Source organism: Sinosporangium siamense (genome assembly GCF_016863435.1).
GTDB classification, from domain to species: domain Bacteria; phylum Actinomycetota; class Actinomycetes; order Streptosporangiales; family Streptosporangiaceae; genus Sinosporangium; species Sinosporangium siamense.
Genome location: NZ_BOOW01000037.1, coordinates 14,481 through 34,412 on the forward strand (window position 1 = coordinate 14,481; position 19,932 = coordinate 34,412).

Below are 19,932 nucleotides of genomic sequence, written 5' to 3' on the forward strand. Positions count from 1 at the left end.
CCGTGACTTTCCCGAGCCTACGGGGTTTGGGTCGGCAGTTGCACTGAGCGGTCACGTGTTCCCGCGAGGGAGGGGTGAAGGCCGGGCCCCGGCCCCCTCTACCGGAAGGGCCCGGCCTTTGACGCTAGCCGCAGCGGCCGCACTACGGCAGCGCGCCGAGTGAAAACTAGCCGGAGCGAGGTTGCGCACACGTTGCATGCGTTCGATCACTCTTCGTACACGTCGGATCGGCGGAATCGGTTGCGAGAAGGGGTGCATAACCCGGATGCTTCGCCCAAGTAGCCAAGAAATGGGGGTGGCGGTGAGCACGGGCCACCTGCACAGTGGAACAATCCAAGATCTAGAAGCGTACGGCGAACGAGTTCGGACGGCGCACGACATGATGGCCGCGGGTGACGGGCACCACTCCGCCGATCCGCCCCGAGGAGTGATCTCCGCCTCGTGGCGGCGCTCCCTGGCCGCCGGTGTCGACCCCGACACCCAGTCCGCCACCCAGGTCTGCGATCACCGCGACCTCGGCACCGTGCGCTCCTCCCACCCGCTGCAGCCCCTGCTTCCCATGCTGGCCCACACCCTGCTCGCTGTGGCCGACGAAACCGCCCACATCATGATCGTGACCGATGCGCGGGGGCTCGTCCTGTGGCGCGACGGCAACCACGGAGCCATGCGCAGCGCGGACCGGGTCGGGCTCGCCGACGGCTTCGACTGGGGGGAGCAGGCCATCGGGACGAACGGCATGGGCACGGCTCTTGCCGTACGACGGCCTGTTCACGTCTATTCCACCGAGCATCTCGTCCGGGCGTTGCACGTGTGGTCGTGCAGTGCGGCCCCCATCACCGATCCTGATACCGGTGACCTGCTGGGATGTGTCGACATCAGTGGGCCTATGCACAGCATGCACCCGGCCACCGTCGCTCTGGTCGGGGCGGCCGCGCATCTCGCGGAGAGCCATCTCGAACTCAGGATGCGCGAGCGGGACGATCGGCTCAGGGTGCGTTATGAGGCCTATGTTCGCTCGCGTCAGGGGGAAATTGCGGCACTTGTCACCCGAACCGGGCGTGTCATCGCGGGGGATCCAGCGGGCACCTGGGGGAATCGTGTCCATATGCCCGTCGTCGGCGACCACGTCACCCGCCTCGACGGTGGGGCCGGTGTGCTTGAGCCTCTGGGCGAAGGTTTCATTCTGCGCACTCCCGACCGTCCCGGCACCACACCTGCTCTGCGGCTCGCCTTCCTCGGCACCGAACCGCCTCAGGCGAATGTGGACGGCAGGTGCATCGTGCTTTCCCTCCGCCATGCGGAGATCCTCGCTCTTCTCGCGCTCAACCCGCGGGGATTGACGGCGGAACAGCTCTCATTTCACCTCTATGGCGATGATGGCAACCCTGTCACCATCCGTGCGGAGATCCATCGGTTACGGGCACAGCTGGGGGGCATGGTGGTGGCCAAGCCGTACCGGCTGGCCGCTCCCGTCTATGCGGACTTTCTCGATCTTCAGCGGCTTTTGTCCAACATGGACACTATGGCGGTTGCGCGTGCCTATACCGGGCCGTTGTTGCCGCGCTCGGAGGCCCCTGAGATCCGCAGGGAACGTGAACAGCTCGAAGGTCAGGTCCGGGCCCGGCTGTTGCTCAGCGGCTCGGCCGAGGCCCTCTGGGCTTATGTTCAGACCGAGGGCGGGCGTGAGGACTATGAGGTGCTGGAACGTGTCAACGCCATGTTGCCGCCCGACGACCACCGCGCGGTGGCGGCCCGGCTGCGGTTGCGCGGGTAGCCGTTCGCCGTTTGCGAGCCTTGGCGGCGCCTGCTCCGCTAGCTGTGGTCGATCTCCCCGATGACCTTCGCGCCCAGCATGCGCTCAAGCAGCGCCATGCCGCTGACCGTGTCGACATCCGCGTCGGCGTCGTTGAGCGGGTCGACCTCGTCGGCCTCCGGCCTGGCCGGCTGCCGCGACGGCACCGACTCCGGCCAGCCCGCGGAACCCGCCTGCCGGGGACCACTCTGCGCCGCCGCCCTCGCCGCGGACCGCGCCGCCGCCAGCCCCGAACCGGGCGGGGGGGAGTCCGGCGGGGGCGCGCCGACATCCTCGGGAGGTGGGGCGGTCGGCCATGACTCGTCGGTGACCTGCGGGGCCGGCCTGGCAGGCGGGCCCTGCTGCGGCTGCGGGGCGGGCGGCTGGGGTTGTGACTGGGCTTGTGGCTGGGTTTGTGGCTGGGTTTGTGACTGCGGGGCCTGCGGGGCCGCGGGTTCCGGCCGGCGCGGTGGCGCCTGGCGTACGGTGGCCGCGTGCGGAGGTCCCCCCGGAGACCCGCCGACGACCGCCTCGACCCGCCAGTGGCCGCCGAGCACCTCGGTCAGCACACCGGCCACCACGGAGTCCTTGCCGCCGCCCATGAAGTTCTTCATCGCCCCGACCTGGGCGAAGCCGAGGGTCACCGTGTTGCCCTCGACCCCCACGACCTGGGCGTTGGTGTTGACGTTGGCCCAGACGACGATGCTGCGCTGCTTAAGCGCGGCCAGCACCGACGGCCACGCCTGCTGCACCCCGCCCACCGCACCGGACAGCGCGGCCGCGGGCGTGTCGGGCCGGGCCTGAGCCTGGGCTGCGGCCTGGGAGTGGGCCGGGGACGGCGGTTGTGAGCCCGGGCGTGTCGCCGCGGGCCAGTCGCCCTCTCCTCCGGAGGGCTGCGGCGCCGGGGCCTGGGGCTGGGCTTGTGGAGCTGTGCCGTATGAGACCGGGGGGGCAGGAGGTGCCGAGGGCGGGGCCGCCATCACGGGGGGTGCGCTCGGAACCGGCGCCGGGGCCGGGGCTGCGGAGGCGGCGAGCGACGGCGGCGCGCCGCGCTCAAGGCGCTCAAGCCGCGCCAAAAGCGCGGTCTCCCCCTGATCAGCCGCAGGCAGCAACACCCGTGCACACGTCAACTCAAGGACCAACCGGGGCGAAGCCGCCCCACGCATCTCCGTCAGCCCCGCGTTGAACAACTCAGCCGCCCGCGTCAGCTCGGCCGACCCCATGGACGCGGCCTGCTGGACAAGCCGCTCAAGCTCGTCACCCGGCCGATCGAGCAGCCCGCTCGACGCCGCCTCAGGCACATTCGCCAAGATCACCAGGTCGCGGAAACGTTCCAACATGTCCATGGTGAAACGCCGGGGGTCATGTCCCCCCTCGATCACCCGGTTGACCGCCTGGAACACCAGGCCGCCGTCGCGGGCCGCGAACGCTCCGACCATCTCGTCAAGAAGATCGCCGTCGGTGTAACCGAGCAGCGAAACCGCCCGCGCGTAAGTGATGCCGGCCTCGTCGGCCCCCGCCAGCAACTGGTCGAGAATCGACAACGAATCGCGCGCCGACCCCGCCCCGGCCCGCACCACCAGCGGCAGCGCCGCGGGCTCGAACGGCACGTTCTCCGAGACCAGGATCTCCTCCAGCAGCGCCCGCAGCGTCGCGGGCGGCATCAGCCGGAACGGATAGTGGTGCGTGCGCGACTTGATGGTGCCGATGACCTTTTCCGGCTCGGTCGTCGCGAACACGAACTTCAGGTGCGGCGGAGGCTCCTCGACCAGTTTGAGCAGCGCATTGAACCCCTCGCGGGTCACCATGTGCGCCTCGTCGATGATGTAGATCTTGAACCGCGCCGACACGGGCGCGAAGAACGCCCGCTCACGCAGATCACGCGCGTCGTCCACACCACCGTGCGACGCCGCGTCGATCTCGATCACATCAAGGTGGCCCGGCCCCGTCGGCGCCAGCGCCACACAGGACTCACATTCCCCACAGGGATCGGGCGTCGGCCCCTTCTCGCAGTTGAGCGACCGGGCGAGGATGCGCGCGCTGGACGTCTTGCCGCAACCACGCGGGCCGCTGAACAGATATGCGTGGTTGATGCGCCCGCTCCGCAAGGCCTGCCGCAGCGGATCGGTCACATGCTCTTGGCCCTTGACCTCTGCGAACGTCCCGGGCCGATACTTGCGGTACAGCGCGAGGCTCATGGGGCTGCCCTCCGACTAAGAGACCCCCCGCACACCCGCCAGAGCCCGCTTATCCTTGCTGCCTTCCGGCCCTGGGGAGGTTCACAGGATGACGCCGCGCGAGGGGTCCTGACACATTCTAGCGCTGTACGGCACCGCCTCGACCCATGTTTTTCCCGTCACACCGACTCCAGAAGTCCGGTAAGCTTCTCGACGGAGGATTCGCCTAGTTGGCCTAGGGCGCACGCTTGGAAAGCGTGTTGGGGGCAACCCCTCGCGAGTTCGAATCTCGCATCCTCCGCGCTTGGTTGAGGCAGCTCGAAGCCCGGTCCCTACCCAGACCGGGCTTCTCGCTTTCCAGGCTTCAGGGACGTCCCTGTCCTGGGGATGCGGTCAGTCGTTGACGTCAAGCGTCAGTACGGCAGGCCGGGCCGATCACTCGTGGCCTGGCCGGCGATCCCCCTCTGAAGCCCCAGCACTGCCTGGGCGATCTGCTCAGGCTGCTCGGCGACCATGTTGTGGCCGGCGGCCAGTTCGAGCACCTGCAGATGCGGCCGGTGGGCGGTGACGGCCAGCAGATCCCGGCGGATTCCCGCACGCAGCGCCTGCATGAGCTCGCCGACTCGGCCCGGCATGCCAGGCAGATCCCGCGTGGCTAGGACAAACAGGGCGGGACACTGGATATCGGCCACCGCCGCGACGCTGTCCTGGAAGTACGCGTCGTACCTGATCTGCCCGGCCAGCGCGGCGTCCGGACGCAAATACACGCCCTCGTCCGTGGTGCGCAGTGCACGCTGGGGATACATCACGGCGTGGGCCTCGGGCAGTGGCCGCGCCATCGCCTCGGCCTGGGCGTCGAAGACGGCCTTCATCTCCGCCAGTAGCGCGGTCAGTTCCTCTTGCCCGATGCCGGCGTAGTGCCGCGGCGAGGTCTCGGCCGAGCGCAGCCCGTCGAGGTTGACGATCCCGGGACCGCCAGGATGACGCAGCGCCCACCGCACCGCGACCATGCCGCCGAGGGAGTGTCCCACCACGAGGGGAGTGTCCAGGCCGAGGTGGTCGACGACCGCCTCTATGTCGTCGAGCACCGCCTCCCATTCCCACGCCCCGTCGCCGGACAACCCGTGGCCGCGCAGGTCCATGGAGACGACCTGGTGCGCGCCGGTAAGCAGCGGCGCGACCGCGTCCCAGTGCTGAAGGGTGCCGCCCAGGCCGTGGAGCAGCAGCACAGGAGTCCCTTGGCCCCCATGATCGCGGACTGCCAGGTGGACGGGACGGTTGTCAATGAGGAGATCGTGCGGTGCCACGGGTGCTCTCCTGAGGTCGGTTGAGCCGGTCGCGAATGGATGAGGTGGTGACGCCGCCATCGGGATGTTTGGCGAGCTTGCCGCGTTTGACCAGATCATGGACACCCTGGCGGGTGATGCCGAGCATCGCGCCGGCCGTGGCATACGACACCGTCACGGCCGCGGGATGACCGACAGAGCGGGCCACGGCCCGCCCCAGCGCGGTGCGCCACCACGACTCGGGCGGATCGAAGGGCCCGTCCCCGGGAAACAACGTCCCGATGAGCCGGCCCGCGGTCAGGGCGGCGCGTTGCCGGTCGGCACCGAGCAACTGAGCGGCCCAAACCTCGGCCTCCACGTGCAACCGTGCCCTGATCGGGCGAAGGAGCTCGTCGGAGGTCAACAGGATCTCCAGCGGGTCGAGGATCCGCGTCTCCAACAGCCGGACCAACTCGGCCACCAGCTCGACATGCTCTTCAGTGGTCGTCACTTGACGGACGATAGCAAGTACTTGTCGGCTGGTGTCAAGTAGTCAGGCTTGCAAGGCTCCTGCCGTACCCTGACGCGGCCGGGCGTGTCGATCGCATGCGGGTATGGCTTCGCCGTACCCGTGCTTGACCAGCCCAGGGTGAGTGTGTCGGGCATCGTGAAGCCCCGCGGCCTTTAGAAGATCTTTCCGCTGGCGGTAGTCGGTGTTAGGGCCGACAGACCGTGATCGCCCCGGAGGCCCATACGACTGGGGTAGCCACTTTTTTGTGGGTACTTGTCGCCCCGATCGGGGGGGCCTGAAGCTTGGTTGTGCCGGCCGGGGTGCCTGCAGAACCCAGAGATGAGATGGGGAGGTTGGCTGTGTTTCAGGAGACAGGCTGGGACTCCGCCAGCTTCCCCAGGCGTCGATGGCCCCAGTCGGAAAGCGGTGCCAGCGCTTCGGAGAGCTCGCGGCCGAAGTCGGTAAGGGAGTAAACGGTCTTCAGCGGCAACACATCATGCACCTCGCGGTGGACCAGCCCGTCGGCTTCCATTTCGCGTAGCGCCTGAGTCAGCACCTTCTCGGTCAGTTTCGGCAGTCGCCGGCGCAGCTCGCCCGGGCGCTGCGGGCCTGATTCCAGGGCCCACAGCAGAGCCGTCTTCCATTTGCCGTGGATTACGGCGATCGCGGCTGTCACTCCGCAGACGTTCAGGTCTTGGGTACGGCTGTGCGTCATCTTTCCCCCATTCACCCGTTTTACATCTCCGAGGAGTTGAGGCATGGCCTCGCACACTGAACAGTCTGCCGTCACCGTGCTCGGCCTGGGGCCGATGGGGCGTGCCCTGGCCGGCGCCTTCCTGGATGCCGGGGTGAGGACCACGATCTGGAACCGCACGCCGGGCAAGGACCGGGAGCTGGTCGAGCGCGGTGCGGTCAGCGTTCCGTCGCCCGAAGAGGCGGTCGCCGCCGGTGGGCTGACCGTGATCTGCGTGGTGAACTACGACGCGGTGGACGCCGTCCTCCGCCGTGACGCGGTCACCGGCGCGCTCAAGGGCCGCACGGTCGCCAACCTGAGCGCCGACACCCCAGACCGGGCCCGGGACACCGCGTCCTGGGCGGCCGAACACGGCATCGGCTACCTGGACGGTGCCATCATGACGCCGACCCCGACCATCGGAACCCTGGCCGGAGTGTTCCTCCACAGTGGCCCGGAGCAGCTGTACCGCGAACACAAGCCGGTGCTGGACACCCTGGGAGGCACCCAAACCCACCTCGGCGAGGACACCGGCAGGGCAGCCGCATATGACCTCGCCTTGCTCGACATCTTCTGGACGGCGATGGCGGGCTACGCACACGCGCTGGCGATGGCCCGAGCCGAGGGCATCACCGCACGTGAACTGGTCCCGTTCGCCAAGGGAATCAGCGAGATCCTGCCCTGGGTCTTCGAGGTGTCCGCCGAGGGAGTGGACAGTGGCGACTACACCGACAGCAACAACCCGATCACCTCGGCGGCGTCGTCGATGTCCCACATCGTCCACGTATCTGAATCACATGGCATCGATGCGAGCGTGATGCGCGCGGCAGAAGGCTTGGCCCGCCAAGTCATCGGGCAGGGCCATGGCGGCTCCGGATTCCTTCGGGTCACCGAGCTCCTCAACCCTCGGTGAGAACGGCTCCCGTGCTGGTTCGGCGTCGTCGCGTCATCCGGGGGGCCGGCTCCGAACCCTTTGAAGGCTGCTGCTGAGTGCGCCGATGGCCCATCTCAGGACGAACCCCTCCTGGCAGGCCTGGGCGGGGTTCGTCTGCTGAGGTTCGCGACTACAGGCCGAATTTCTGCGCCTACCCAATGGCGGAGGCGTCGTTGCCCCGGACCCCAATAATTACAAACGCGGCCCGCCTTGCCGATTTAGATAACTGTTCTACGCGGTCTCTGCTACATTCTCGCTGCGAAAACGACGTTGCCATGCCTTTGCTATTCAGTTCTATGGCAGGAGTTTCACGTGGTCGCCCCGCAGTGCACTCACCGGCTGGAGCGGCGGCACATGCGTGGAGGCCCGGCACGTCGCGGCCCGGTTTGATGACGGCCCCGCGGCGTTCACCCCCTTGTGCAGCCGCTTGGAGGAGATGTGCTGAGGAGCGCAGTGTTCGCTGGGTCGTTGGCTTGTATCGTTCTTCTGTCCGGATGTGCAGGTGAGTACATCGCTCCCGTGGCGGCGGGGTAACCAGGACAATGCACTGGAAAAGGCGCGCTCCATTGAGGCGCTACGGGCCGACTGCATGAAGCAGAAGGGGTTTAAATATCTACCGAGCCTGCCACCTGCCACGATACTCAGGAATCGGGTAAGGCCCGGAGACTACGCTACCCTAAAGGCATATAGGCAAAAGTATGGTTACGGGGTGTTCTCGCAAATCATGTACCCCAGCGACCCCAAAGCCATGGGGCCCGCCTCCTCATGGGATAACCCGAACAACGCCAACATGATGCGGCTGGGGAAGAGCCAGCTCGCCGCCTACAAGGTGGCCGACAAGGCCTGCTACCGCAGCGCCTCCGGCTCTGTGCTGGGCAAGGAGATCGACTCCGACGAGACGCTCTACTCACAGTCCTCCGAGGCCATGAGGTCAAGGGAAGATCGAGCCTTGAACGGTGACGCCAAGCTGCTGGAGCTGGCCCAGCCCTTCGGCGACTGCCTCACCGGCAAGGGATACTCCGTCAAGGCGACGAACCCCACCTCCCTGGCCGCACGGGGGAGGGAGCTCTACATGAAGAAGATGCGGGACTTCCAGCAGACGCAGTCCGCCCGTCAAGGGGGAGACGGCGGCGAGGGCGGAGTGCGGCTGCGACCGGAGGACGCCCGCCCACTGCACCAGGCCGAGGTAAAGGATGCCCTCGACGACCTCACGTGTGGCAAGGATTTCTATTCGGCCTACCAGCCGAAGTGGATGGAGATCAACACAAAGGTCCGGGAGGAGTTCGGGATGCCGTAAGCCTTCCGAAGAGGTTCAGACGCCCTGCCTCCCCGGTCGCCGGCTACTTGCCGACCGTGCACTTGTGAATCTCCCCGTAACGCTTCTGAGCAATGCGCATCAGGTCGATCATGTCTCGCACCGCGTCCCTGCCCTTGGCAAATCGTGCGATGTTCAGGTCGAGAATACGATCTTTCCCACTACAAGCGAACCTAGAGGTGACCTGGTAGTTCTGCGCGTCTACCTGAACGACGGGGATGTAGGCGGCGTAGCCCTCACCGAGCTCTGTGGGTAGCTTGGTTGCCCCATGGCGGGTGAAGACGGCTCTCCTGTCATCCATGAGGAAATCTATGTGCTCGGGTGATCTTTCCGGCTGATCCTGGTCCCAGACCGTATCCAGTGCTCTGGGCACTGAACCGGCGATGCCGCAACCCCCGGACTCATGGTTACCTCTCTTCTCCTCGACCAAGGAGAGATTGAGGCCGCTTATCATCTGAAAAGCCTTCTGTGGCACCAAGCCGCAAATATAAGGTGCAGAGTCAATTACCATTGATACTGGCGCTGGAGGCGGGGCGGGTTCCTGCTTCGCGTTGCAAGATGCCGTGAGGAGCATCAGCACGCCAAGAAAGAGGGGTGCCCGAGCTTGCCTCACTTCCCGCCTCCGGGTTGACTGATGCGAAGATCCAATAGGTCGTTGACATCGCTGGTTCTGCGGTAGGTATTGCTGAACCGGTCGAACAGATCCCTGGAGCCGACATTGTTCCGTGCAAGCTCAAGGAAGGATTTATACTCCGCAGGGCTCATGGCGGCAAATGGCTTCATTTGTGGAGGATCCCCTATTAAAAAACCCGCGTCCTTCAGGGCGTCATCCTCAAGCATTCCCTTCATCAACATGGCCGTGCCGATCGTTTGCTCCATGATCCGCTCCACGCCTGTACGGTCGTCGGCCAGTGTCCGGTAAGCCTGGTCCAAGCTTAGATTGTGTGCGGCGGTCTGTTTGGCGACCTGCTTGGCGATCTCGTCGTAGCCGACACCAGCCAGTTTCTCATAGCCATTTACGACCAGTTTTCCAAAAACGTTGTCGAACGCCGTGCCGACCCGGTCGGCATACGGAACCGGGAGAAGGCCGATGGTGTCCCGCACCATAATGCGAACCTCCTCGCTGGCCGTCTTATGGTCTAGGCCGGCCGCTATCAGGCTTTGACGGCGAATTTCTACGATATGACTGAAAGGTCGGGCTTCTGCTACCGCGTTGTCGATGAGGAATTGTTTGACGTCGGTTCTATCCACTCTCCCGTCCTCGTCGAAGTCAAACTTCTTGAGGTCGGCCATGGTGAAGCCGAATTCCTTCAGGTTCGACTTGTCAAGCCCGACCGGGGGGACGCCGTTGAGCGCCGCCTTCATATGTTCAGTCTGTGCTCTGATCAACGCGTCGTAGGCGACGTCATCCCGGGTGGCCAGCACCAGGGCATAGGACATGTCGGTGGCGTCGACCTTGCCGAAGGTGTCCCGGAGGTGCAGCAGGCGGGACAGTTGGTCGATGTTGGCGGCGAGGGCCATGCCGAGGGGGCGGCCGAGATGTTCAAGGCGCTCGAAGACAGCCCGGTTGGTGATTCTGAGGTTGCCGTTCTCATCTCTGCCCACTGCTCCTCGGATTTGATCGGCTACCGCCTTGGTCAGATCGGAGGCGAGGTTCCTCGAGATCTGGTCCTGTCCGGTGAGGCCGGTTGTCAGCAGGTCGCTGAAGGGGCCGCGTTCGCCGGCGTATTCGAAGGCGCCCAGGCGGGTTGTGAGCATGTGGGTGAGGACGGTCTCCTTCCAGCCGGGTGGGGTGAAGGAGAGGAGTGCGCGGGTGGCGTCCTTGCTGGAGCCGGCGGCGTGGAGGAGGTCTGCGATGACGGAGCTGCGGACCGGGGCGCCGGGTCTGGTGGCGATCGCGCCTGGTCGCATCAGGGTGCCTAGGCCGAGGGCGCCGGCCAGGTTGTAGAGGGGGACTTGGCGGCCGTTGAACACCTGGCCGAGGGGGTCCTTGCTTGCGTCCCACCTGCCCTTGTACTCCTCCTTTTCGTAGGCGACCGCGTCCGCGCCGACGACCTGCATGAACTTCTCGGAGAAGGGGGGCTTTCCGTCGTGGGCGCGCCAGATCAGGGCTTGGGCCTGATAGCCCGCGTATTTCGTGGGACCGGCTGAGTGTTCGGCTCTGCCTTGTCTGGCGAGGTCTCGTAGGAAGTCGTCGCCCATGTAGCTCTTGTTTTTGGGGTCGGTTCCGGCGGCCAGGGCCTTGCTGAGCATGGTGAGGGCTCGTTTGCTCTGGGGGGAGAGGTGTTCCTTCGTTTTGGTGTCTCCCTCGTTCAATGCCTGGCGGAGGCGGGCGGCCATGGCGGCGGGGAGTTGGGTTATGCCTTTGGCGCCCAGCCTTTGCAGGAACACCTTGGTGAAGTCCGGGTCGTTGACGCGGTCGGCGTATTTCTCCAGGAGGGCCAGCGCCTTGCCGTCCCCGGCGTTGAACTTGAAGGCTGCGCCGGCGGCCAGGGAGGCGTCCAGTAGGCCTTGGGAGGCGTTCAGGGTGTCCGGCATCTCCAGGAAAGATCCCTCGGCTCGGGAGGTCCCGAAGGTGATCTTCTCCCGTTCGAGTTCTCGGATCAATGTCTGCCTGCGTCGTAGGTCCGCGGCCTGTTTTCCGACCCGGGCGGCCAGCTCGCGGATGCGTAGCGCGGGGGAGGTGTCGAGGCCGGCGTTCTGGAGTTCGCCATATAGCGTCTGGGCCAGTTGTTCGAGGCGGCCGGCGGCTTCGGTGTGTTTGCCGGTCATAGTGTCGAAGTCGGGCTGCTTGACCCCTGAGAACTCCGGGCTTGTCATGCTTTGTCGGGCAGGGTGGCCAGTTTGTTGCGGGCGCTGTGCACTGCCTTGGCGAGGAGGTCGCGGAGTTCGCGCTGGTCGCCGTGGACGTCGGTGCCGAAGCGGGTGCCGGTGGGGCCCATCCAGGCGTTGTTCTGCATCAAGCGGCAGGATGGGTCGAGAGCCCACCAGTGGTCGTCGGACAGCCGCTGAATCCGGTCCGCTGCCGCCTGCATCGCCTCGCGGTCCATATTGGCCACAACGATCCCCTCGTTGGTTTGCCGAAGAGGAAATGGGTGGGGAGGCGGCCCCCGTCCACGACATAGGTTAAACGACGTCTACTGGACCGAACAAGATCTTATCGTTCTCGATATCGATATTCCGATGTCAGTGTCATGTAGGTAAGTCAGTGCAAATCGCGACTCCCTCGGGTGGGCGATCGGCGGCGTCCGAATTTGAGTATCGGGTCTGGTGTTGTTGTCATGACGATGAGGAGGAAAGTGGCTAATAGTGGGGCGAAGCGCTCTTAAGGGCATCACCCCAGTACAGCCGTCGAACCGCCGCGCAACTTTCATCGCCAGACCCATCATCGAAGCGCCCCCGAACAGCAAATATAACTGTGAGTAGCGGTCTCGTCGCAGGGAATGATCCCCCCGATCAACCGGGGGGCGTTTCACATGCAGTTCGACGACGAGGCCAAACTCGACCCTTCGCAAGTGGAGGACGTCCGGGCGACAGGGCCCAAGCGTGGGGGCGGCGGGATGCCGGGCTGCGGGACGGTGCCTTTCACCGGAAAGGGAGGCGGATGCCTGCTGGGACTCTTCGCCTTGGCCGCCGTGTTCGTCTTCACAGTGGACCCCCTGCGATTCCTGGGCGACGACCCCACATCGTCACCCTCCCCGGCGAGGCCGAGCACGCCCGTGCATTCGACCGGTGACCTGGCCTCGCGTTGCCGTACCGGTGCCGACGCGGATCAGTCGGAGGACTGCCGTGCCGTAGGGGTCGTCAACAGTGTGCAGGCCTACTGGAACCGGTTGTTCAATGAGCGCGGGCAGGCGTACTCGCCGGCGAAGACGGTGTTGTTCTCCCGGTCGGTGAACACCGCGTGTGGTTATGCGGACGCTTCCGTGGGGCCGTTCTACTGCCCGGGCGATCAAAGGGTCTACCTGGATCTCTTGTTCTTCAACACCTTGCAGCGCGACTTCGGCGCCGCGGGCGGGCCTTTCGCGCAGGCATATGTGATCGCCCATGAATACGGGCACCACATTCAGAATCTGACCGGCACGATGAACCGCGTCGGCGGTGATCGCCAAGGGGCGACGAGCGGGTCGGTGCGGCTGGAGTTGCAGGCCGACTGCTACGCCGGCGTGTGGGCGAAGAAGGCGGTGGACACCGGTTTCTACCGTGTGCCGTTCACCCGGGAGGACATCGCCGAGGCGCTCAACGCGGCCTCCGCCGTGGGGGACGACACGATCCAGGAACGTGTCCAGGGCCGAGTGGATCCGGAGGGTTTCACCCACGGTACGTCGGCGCAGCGGGAAAGGTGGTTCAGCACCGGCTATGAGACAGGTGATCCACGGCGCTGCGACACCTTCTCCGGTGTAATCTAACAACAGGACACTCCACCCCTGACCTGCACTAAGAGCGGTGAAGAAGACGAAAGTCCGGTTATTGTCCTAAAATTCGCAGGGTGATCTTTAAGCTGGTCGGCGACGGACGGCCTTATCCGGAACACGGCCTCACTCACCGCGAGTGGGCGCAGATACCGCCCCGCCAGGTCAGACTGGACTCACTGGTCACCACGAAGGCGGTGCTCGACCTCCACTCGCTCCTCGCCAAGGACTCCACCTTTTACGGCGACCTGTTCCCCCATGTCGTCCACTGGCAGGGCGAGTATTACCTCGAAGACGGCCTCCACCGGGCGCTGCGGGCCGCGCTGCACCAGCGGTCCGTGCTCCATGCGCGCGTGTTGTCGGTTCCGGATCAGGGCAAGCCAAGCCTGCGCTGACGTACGGCAGAGCCGCCGCAGAATTCAGTTCACCGGCCTGCGCGACAACACGGGCGGGATTTCGGGGACGGTGTCGAGCCACGCCTCCACGACCCTGATGGTCTGGGGGCGGTTGAGCCGTGCGGCTTCCACGATGGTGCAGAAGTCGGCCCTGATGATCGGCAGAAGCGTCTCGCGTTGCCGATTGAAGATCTTCAACCACTCGGAAACGACGGCCTGGAGCAACGACGGATTCCTGCACGCCCCTCCGACCGGGATATCCCGGCCGGCGTTGGTGAACGCCGCTCTCACCGAGGCGAGGAGTTCCGCCGGGATGGTGCCGCGCCACACCTCGGTGAGCTGGTCGCGCAGTGCCAGCACCTGCTCCGCCGTCGGTATCTTCCGCCCCGTGGCGCTCGCACAGGCCCGCTTGTGCGCGTCGAAATATCTCCTGGCCTCCAAGAGCAGTTGCAGCGCACTGCATTCGGCTGTGGCCGCCGCGCACGCCGGCCGGTTGGCCGCGGCGTGAGCGGTGCCGGTGGCCGTTCCGGGGGTGAGCAGGGCCATTCCGGCGATCGCGGTGGCGGCGAGGACTCGTGAAACAGGCATGCTCTCTCCCGATCGTCGACCGGCCCGGGTGCGGCCCGGCCCTCGGAACTGGTTACCTTCAGGGTTGTCGACCTGCCTGAACACGCCTATCGGCACGCCGGGGGCTTTGCCGGATGCGCACGGAATCCAGGAAGCCCCCTCATAGGCGTTACGGTGGAGGGCATGGGGTCTCAGGGCGTTCACGTGGTCGGCATCGAAACGGCGGCCGGGAGCAAAGTCAGCCTGCCTTTTCTCACCCGTGAGCAGGCCAACGCCGTGCACGCCGGTTTCGCCGATCTGAACCGGCCCATGGAGCCTCGGCCGACCTCGCCCGGCAATCCGCCGTGTGAGCTCTGCGACGGCACCGGCGCGTGGGAGGAACGGCGTGGAAGCGCCACCGCCTCGGGCGGTGTGGTGATCACCAACATTCTCGTGCCGTGTGAGCTCTGCGCCGGCACCGGCCAGATGCCGGATGTGAACTGACTCCGAAGGCGTTAGCCGTATCAAAAGTCCGCGGACGGGGCTCTGTCATTACGTCACCGCGTACGGGTGACATGACATGGCCCCGGCTGCGAAAGGACGACGATGACCGGCGATGCCGTTCCCCGCGAAGTCGAACTGCTTTTTCGCGTGAACGCCCAGCTCAATCAGCACGGCCTGCAAACGACCCTCGGACGGGATCACCAGGGCCGCCCCCACGTGAAGGTGTGCGACTGCCACGGCGTCGTCCGCCGTGTCTATGTGCATCTGGCGTTCCGCTGGTTCTACTGGGGTGATCAGCCCGACGAACGTATTCCCATCGAGACCGTCGACCTGGCCGCGCTCGCCATCGGCCGGGCGGCCGAGCAGGGATGGCGGCGCGGCGAACAGGGTGAGCTCCGGCACGACATCCCCCGGCCCCGCCGGGCGCCGCGCCCGTGGCAGGCCCCCCGGGACACGGCGGACGACGATCACCACCCCTGGGACACGCCGCTCCTACCGTGATCGGCGACCACTCCGGACGCCGTCCACCAGGGGCGGCGAAGGCTGAGTGCCCCTTTCTGGATGGATGAGGGAGAGTGACCGGCCCCGATGGGTGAAGGGCGGTTGAGGGCACGGTGGGTCTCTTCGGCGATCAAATGCGTGTTGATGGCCATCGCGGCACGGGAGCCCGCCGCGGCGGCGGCGATCAGCTGGTCGAGGGGACTGGTGACGTTGCCGGCCACCCACACCCCGCGGGCGCCGGTCGCGCCCGCCTCGTCGGCGGCGATGTGGCGGCCGATGACCTGCCCGCCGGAGATGAAGTCTGCCGGTTTCACCCCCAAGGGGGCGAGGAAGTCGGCACGTGGGCGAAACCACGGCGCGATCACCAGGGCCCGGCACGGGTAGGCGGTGCCTCCGTCGCTCAGGCGCAGGTGGGAGAGGCGGCCACCGGTGGTGTCGAGCCTCGCCACGGTCCCCCGCACGACGGGGATGCCCCGGGCGGCGAGCTGGAGGTGTTCCTCTTTGGTGGGTTCCGGGCCGGTGTGCTGGAAGAGCGTGATGTGGGTGGTCCACTGTCGCCAATGCAGGGCTTGGTGCACAGCCCGCCCGTCGGTGGCCAAGACCCCGATGGTTTCATCCCGCACTTCCCACCCATGGCAATAAGGGCAGTAGAGCACGTCCTTTCCCCATAGCTGGGCGATGCCCGGAACGTCCGGTAGTTCGTCGGTCAGCCCCGTGGTGACCAGCAATCGCCGAGCATGAACCACGCTTGTATCGGCAAGCACGACATGAAAGCTCTTGTCCCGGCTTACCTCGACAACCGTCCCCTCCCGCACCATTACGCCGTATCGCCGTACCTCGTCCCGTGCGATACGCAGCATCTCTCCAGGGGCCGTGCCGTCCCGGCCGAGGTAGGTGTGCAGGTTCTCCGCGTGCATATTGCGCGGTCCACCCGAGTCGATCACCAGCACCGAACGCCGGGCCCGCCCCAGGGCCAACGCGCCGCTCAGCCCGGCGACCCCACCCCCGATCACCACGACGTCGTAGTGCTGCTCCTGCATATGCCGTTCGCTCATAGGTGCACCGCATTCCCCAAGCCGGCGCACCTAGCCCCCCACCGGGGACAAAGATCCCCGGCGGTACGGCAAAGCCTTGTTCAGCGCCCACTTCTGGAAAACGACGACACGGTCACTACCGCCACGATCCCCGTAAGCAGGACGACGAGCAAGGTCCGGTCCATGCCCTTCCTTCGATCCCCGAACCGGTTGAGCACCACCGGCCGGTCCAAGGCGCGATATTCCTCGGTTTTTGTGGGCGTCGGTTTCGGGCGGGGACTGGGCCGCTGCGACGGGCGCGCCGGCCGGGGCGGCGCGGGCCTGGCGATCGGCACGGGGGCGGGCTGCGGACGCGGTTCGGCCCTCGGCGGATCGGGCACTCGCGGCGGCTCCGGCGGAGGCGGAGGATCCGGAAGCGGCGGCGGCTCCGGCGGGTCGGGTACGGCAGGAGCCTCCATAGGCGGATTAGCCGGCATGTCGGGAAAGGACGGAGGCTCTGGGCGCGGCGGGGCAGGCCGTTCCGCGGGTTGCTGCGCTGGCGGTTGTGCCACCGGCGCGGAGTGTTTGTGCTTGTGCGAGTGGTGATGAGGGACAAGGGGCCACAGCAGCCCGGTGACCCCGGAAAGCAGCCCATCGTCGCCGACCAGGGGGAGGTTCGGCGTCACCGCCTTCACGATCCGCGTGAGGGGCTCGGGTGAGTCGTCGGGGTGCGGTGCGGGGGACTCCTCTGCTTGAGCCGCTGGTTCCGGTGATTCGTCCGGCAATGGGGCAGGGAATTGCGCCCCTCGAACCGATTGTGTGACCGGGGCAGGTGAGTCGTCGGGTTGTGGGGCGGCAGGGGATTCCTTGGCGTGAACGGCTTTCGCACGAGGCTCGGGGGAGTCGTCCGGTTGAGGGGAGGGGGACTCCTCTACCGGGTCGGGTGCGGTCCTGCCCAGCATGACTTCTGGCTCGGGCGACTCCTCCGTCTCGGGTTCGACCGTGCGCTCCGCCGACCTCTCGGGGGAATCGTCAAGCAGGCTCTCGCCGTACGAAACGGGGAGTGTGGGCGGGCTTAGCGGCGCTATCGCCTGATCGGTGCCCGCCATCGCTTGAGTCGCATGCACGGCGCCGGTGAGGACAGGTGCCAGAAGGCCGCCTGAAAGCACCACCGCGCCCAACCACCCCATGCGCCGCGTCATGCGAAGAGTAATAGCACGTTACTTATCGTGATTGTAGGGATCTTCAGCGTGTGGGCAGGAAACAGTCATGGAGTGTTCCACTCTGCGGCACAACATGCCGTTAACGTGAGCTTTTCTCATTCATGCCGCCGCGGAGAAGCTCCGGCACGTGGCGCTGGAACCAATGCCGGTGCGTTCCACGTTGACTCAGTGCGGTGGCCGGGTAGATCGCATATGGCAGCGACCGGACGCGGCAGAGAGGTGCCGGAGATGGGGAAGACAGCTCGCGCGGCGGCGGCCTGGCGCACTTACAAGGAAGTCAACAAGCCGGGAGCCCCGCCCATCGGTGCGCGGATCCGCGCCGTCCCGAGGCTTGTGCGCGGGGTCGCCAAGGGCGATTACCCACACATGGGGCGTGGCAAGCTCGCGATGATGGCGCTCGGCGTGCTTTACATCATCTCCCCGATCGACATCATTCCCGACTTCCTCATGCTCATCGGCGTCGCCGACGACTTCGGCCTTCTGCTGTGGCTGACCGGCTCCCTGCTGGGGGAGAGCGGGCGGTTTGTGCAGTGGGAGGACCAGAGCCGGGTGGCCCCCCACACGGAGAGGGTGTTCCCGCCGCCGGGCGACGGGGCCACACATCACTGACGGGCTGCGTTAGGCCCGGGCGACCATACGGATCGGCCCACGTCGGCCTGGTGAGCCAGGCCGACGACCTCCCCGGCGCGAGGGTCGGAGCTGCGCCGGGCCCCACGCGGGGGTCAGAGCTGCTCCATCCTCAGCCAAGCCCGGGAGGGGAGCGGGTGGCCGAACAACCTTGCCGCGTTGCCATAGGCCACGCGTGCGATGTCGGCCGGAGGGAGCGTGCCCAGATTGCGCGCGACGCAGCGTTGCGTGTCGGGCCACGTGGAGTCCGAGTGGGGATAGCCGCTCTCCAAGAGCACCCGCTCAAGACCGACGGCCAGGCGCACCCCGGAGAGGGCGTGGTCGTTGAGCGTGCCGAAGTAGAAGTTGCGGCGCAGCACCTCGCTGGGTTTGAGGCCGCCGTCCCACGAGGTCTCCTCGGCCACCGGGTGGTCGAGGGCATAGTCCGCACGTTCGGCCAGCATGGGCAGCCAGCCGACGCCGCCTTCCACGATGAGGATGCGCAACCCGGGGAATCGCAGCGGCACGCCCGACCAGAGCCAGTCCGCGCAGGCGAACATGGCGCTGGCGGGGATCAGCGTGGTGATCGCCTCGATGGGGGTGTCGGGCGAGGGCACGGGCGCCCAGGAGGCCGCTCCGGCGTGCAGGCAGACGACCGTGCCGGTCTCCTCGCAGGCCTCGAAGAACGGATCCCAATATGGCGTGTGAATCGATGGCAGACGCAAGCGTGAGGGGAACTCGGGGAAGAGCACCGCTTTGAAGCCGCGTGAGGCGTTGGCGCGGATCTCCTTCGCGGCTATCTCGGGGTCGGAGAGCCAGGGCAGTTGCAGCGCGATGATGCGCTCGGGATAGGTGCCCGCCCATACGTCGACATGCCAGTCATTCCACGCCTTCAGCACGGCAAGGCCAAGATCTTGGTCGCGAGTCTTCGAGAAGAGCATGCCGGCCTGCCCGGCGAGCATGGCGGGGAAGCAGAGCGCGGCCCAGATGCCGGCGCGGTCCATGTCCTCGATCCGCGCCTCGATGTCGTGGGCACCAGGGCGCATGTTCTCAAACCGCACGGGCTCCAGGGTGCGCTGCTCATGAGGCAGGCCCGCGCCCACGTCGAGGCCGGCGCACGAGTAGGTGGCTCCGCCGTACCGCCAGACCTGGTGCCCGGCTTCGGTCTCAACCACCTTGGGGGCCAGGTCGACATACTTCTCGGGCAGGCGATCGGTGAACAAGTCCGGCGGCTCGATCAAATGATCGTCAACGGAAATGATCACATAATCCCGCCGCCTCGGTTCGGGGTCAGCGGGCAGCGGCGTAGTCACAGTAAAACCGTACGACGCTGGCATAACACCTAACAACCTGCGAGGTCTCCGGTTGGTCTCCGTTACCACACCCTAGCGGACCCCCTCCCACTCAAGGGATGGATCTCGCCAAACCCGGATAGTCAATCACGAACCCATCCGAACTGTAGGTCAAGTCCACCTGGAAGCCCTCGCTTTCGTACCGCACGACATGCGGTCGGAGATGCGTATACCGCTGCTCATCTCGTACAACAGACAAATACGGCACGCTCACCCAGGCCATGACGAAGTCCACGGTGCCCGGCACGGTCAGCAGATGGCGGCGGAGCGCAGGCATGGTGTTGGTGAGCGGAGAGAGGCCGAGATCACAGTCGGCGGCGTCGGCCAGACGCAACGGATCACCGCCCGGCAGGGGCTCGTCGAGCTCGCCGTCGGCCTGCGCCTCACACGACCACAGGCCGTCGGCGGACCGGCGCAGATCGAGCGAACGCCACCACCCCGCACCCGACGACTGCACGCTCAACGCCTCGGTCGTAAGGTTGGGGAAGGTCCGCAGCGAATATTCCAGGCGATACGGCACAGGGTCCGCCCCCACGGCCACCCCCGTGGCCGTCAGCCCTTCCAGCAGCTCGACATCGGCGTATTCCGCTCCTGCCTCCTTCAACCACACCAGTGACCGCATGTCCGCCTCCCTCCACAATTTCAGCGTAGAA

19 protein-coding genes, 1 tRNA gene and 1 other RNA gene are annotated in these 19,932 nt (G+C 66.3%); 9 read left to right on the plus strand and 12 right to left on the minus strand.

Going from position 1 to position 19,932, the window contains the following annotated elements; all coding sequences use genetic code 11:
- Nucleotides 1-301: 301 nt before the first annotated feature.
- A complete protein-coding gene (locus Ssi02_RS28290; protein ID WP_204030640.1) occupies nt 302-1,774 on the plus strand; it encodes a GAF domain-containing protein in 1,473 nt (490 codons plus the stop codon).
- Nucleotides 1,775-1,812: 38 nt separating this feature from the next.
- On the opposite strand, the gene Ssi02_RS28295 is transcribed toward Ssi02_RS28290, so the two are convergent.
- Nucleotides 1,813-3,990, minus strand: a complete 2,178-nt coding sequence (locus Ssi02_RS28295) for a DNA polymerase III subunit gamma and tau (protein ID WP_204030641.1) — start codon at nt 3,988-3,990, stop codon at nt 1,813-1,815.
- A gap of 15 nt (nt 3,991-4,005) precedes the next feature.
- An RNA gene (gene ffs, locus Ssi02_RS28300) (signal recognition particle sRNA small type) lies at nt 4,006-4,101 on the minus strand.
- An 83-nt stretch (nt 4,102-4,184) separates the two neighbouring features.
- Here ffs and Ssi02_RS28305 point away from each other — a divergent pair.
- Nucleotides 4,185-4,270: transfer RNA gene (locus tag Ssi02_RS28305), tRNA-Ser, on the plus strand.
- Between the two features lie 112 nt (nt 4,271-4,382).
- Here the strand turns inward: Ssi02_RS28305 and Ssi02_RS28310 are convergent.
- From Ssi02_RS28310 to Ssi02_RS28320, 3 genes are all read right to left on the minus strand, one after another.
- Nucleotides 4,383-5,276: an alpha/beta fold hydrolase gene (locus Ssi02_RS28310; RefSeq protein WP_204030642.1), complete on the minus strand. Its 894-nt coding sequence runs from the start codon at nt 5,274-5,276 to the stop codon at nt 4,383-4,385.
- Nucleotides 5,251-5,745 carry a hypothetical protein gene (locus Ssi02_RS28315; RefSeq protein WP_204030643.1) on the minus strand — a complete coding sequence of 165 codons (495 nt, stop codon included), beginning with the start codon at nt 5,743-5,745 and terminating at the stop codon, nt 5,251-5,253. Before Ssi02_RS28315 ends, Ssi02_RS28310 begins: the two co-directional genes overlap by 26 nt.
- A 364-nt stretch (nt 5,746-6,109) precedes the next feature.
- Nucleotides 6,110-6,460, minus strand: coding sequence for a winged helix-turn-helix transcriptional regulator (locus Ssi02_RS28320; protein ID WP_204030644.1), 351 nt, complete (start codon nt 6,458-6,460; stop codon nt 6,110-6,112).
- A gap of 43 nt (nt 6,461-6,503) precedes the next feature.
- Here Ssi02_RS28320 and Ssi02_RS28325 point away from each other — a divergent pair, with 43 nt between their 5' ends.
- Nucleotides 6,504-7,391 carry an NAD(P)-dependent oxidoreductase gene (locus Ssi02_RS28325; RefSeq protein ID WP_204030645.1) on the plus strand — a complete coding sequence of 296 codons (888 nt, stop codon included), beginning with the start codon at nt 6,504-6,506 and terminating at the stop codon, nt 7,389-7,391.
- A gap of 730 nt (nt 7,392-8,121) precedes the next feature.
- Entirely contained in the window at nt 8,122-8,709 is a 588-nt protein-coding gene (locus Ssi02_RS28330; RefSeq protein WP_204030646.1) for a hypothetical protein, read from the plus strand.
- A gap of 43 nt (nt 8,710-8,752) precedes the next feature.
- Here the strand turns inward: Ssi02_RS28330 and Ssi02_RS28335 are convergent, their stop codons facing one another.
- The 3 genes from Ssi02_RS28335 to Ssi02_RS28345 form a co-directional block, all read right to left on the minus strand.
- Nucleotides 8,753-9,181 carry a hypothetical protein gene (locus Ssi02_RS28335; RefSeq protein WP_204030647.1) on the minus strand — a complete coding sequence of 143 codons (429 nt, stop codon included), beginning with the start codon at nt 9,179-9,181 and terminating at the stop codon, nt 8,753-8,755.
- Nucleotides 9,182-9,336: 155 nt separating this feature from the next.
- Complete coding sequence (locus tag Ssi02_RS28340; RefSeq protein ID WP_204030648.1) at nt 9,337-11,334, minus strand: hypothetical protein; 1,998 nt, start codon at nt 11,332-11,334, stop codon at nt 9,337-9,339.
- Nucleotides 11,335-11,543: 209 nt separating this feature from the next.
- Nucleotides 11,544-11,786 carry a hypothetical protein gene (locus Ssi02_RS28345; RefSeq protein ID WP_204030649.1) on the minus strand — a complete coding sequence of 81 codons (243 nt, stop codon included), beginning with the start codon at nt 11,784-11,786 and terminating at the stop codon, nt 11,544-11,546.
- Nucleotides 11,787-12,203: 417 nt separating this feature from the next.
- Here Ssi02_RS28345 and ypfJ point away from each other — a divergent pair, with 417 nt between their 5' ends.
- Nucleotides 12,204-13,136 (plus strand): KPN_02809 family neutral zinc metallopeptidase, encoded by a 933-nt coding sequence (gene ypfJ, locus Ssi02_RS28350; protein WP_204030650.1) that lies wholly within the window; start codon nt 12,204-12,206, stop codon nt 13,134-13,136.
- 80 nt (nt 13,137-13,216) lie between these two features.
- The gene (locus Ssi02_RS28355) at nt 13,217-13,534 is read left to right on the plus strand and encodes a type II toxin-antitoxin system VapB family antitoxin (protein WP_204030651.1); all 318 of its coding nucleotides are present in this window, start codon (nt 13,217-13,219) and stop codon (nt 13,532-13,534) included.
- A 24-nt stretch (nt 13,535-13,558) separates the two neighbouring features.
- Here Ssi02_RS28355 and Ssi02_RS28360 read toward each other — a convergent pair whose 3' ends face one another.
- Nucleotides 13,559-14,122 carry a hypothetical protein gene (locus tag Ssi02_RS28360; RefSeq protein WP_204030652.1) on the minus strand — a complete coding sequence of 188 codons (564 nt, stop codon included), beginning with the start codon at nt 14,120-14,122 and terminating at the stop codon, nt 13,559-13,561.
- 162 nt (nt 14,123-14,284) lie between these two features.
- Between Ssi02_RS28360 and Ssi02_RS28365 the strand changes: the two genes are divergently transcribed.
- A complete protein-coding gene (locus tag Ssi02_RS28365; protein WP_204030653.1) occupies nt 14,285-14,584 on the plus strand; it encodes a hypothetical protein in 300 nt (99 codons plus the stop codon).
- Between the two features lie 102 nt (nt 14,585-14,686).
- Complete coding sequence (locus Ssi02_RS28370; RefSeq protein ID WP_204030654.1) at nt 14,687-15,085, plus strand: hypothetical protein; 399 nt, start codon at nt 14,687-14,689, stop codon at nt 15,083-15,085.
- Here Ssi02_RS28370 and Ssi02_RS28375 read toward each other — a convergent pair.
- A complete protein-coding gene (locus tag Ssi02_RS28375) occupies nt 15,052-16,140 on the minus strand; it encodes an NAD(P)/FAD-dependent oxidoreductase (protein ID WP_239129878.1) in 1,089 nt (362 codons plus the stop codon). The two genes, Ssi02_RS28370 and Ssi02_RS28375, sit on opposite strands and share 34 nt — an antisense overlap.
- A gap of 1,409 nt (nt 16,141-17,549) precedes the next feature.
- Between Ssi02_RS28375 and Ssi02_RS28380 the strand changes: the two genes are divergently transcribed.
- Nucleotides 17,550-17,930, plus strand: a complete 381-nt coding sequence (locus Ssi02_RS28380) for a DUF1232 domain-containing protein (RefSeq protein ID WP_204030655.1) — start codon at nt 17,550-17,552, stop codon at nt 17,928-17,930.
- 113 nt (nt 17,931-18,043) lie between these two features.
- On the opposite strand, the gene Ssi02_RS28385 is transcribed toward Ssi02_RS28380, so the two are convergent.
- Complete coding sequence (locus Ssi02_RS28385; protein ID WP_239129880.1) at nt 18,044-19,192, minus strand: amidohydrolase family protein; 1,149 nt, start codon at nt 19,190-19,192, stop codon at nt 18,044-18,046.
- A gap of 139 nt (nt 19,193-19,331) precedes the next feature.
- Nucleotides 19,332-19,901 carry a putative glycolipid-binding domain-containing protein gene (locus Ssi02_RS28390; protein ID WP_204030657.1) on the minus strand — a complete coding sequence of 190 codons (570 nt, stop codon included), beginning with the start codon at nt 19,899-19,901 and terminating at the stop codon, nt 19,332-19,334.
- Nucleotides 19,902-19,932: the final 31 nt, after the last annotated feature.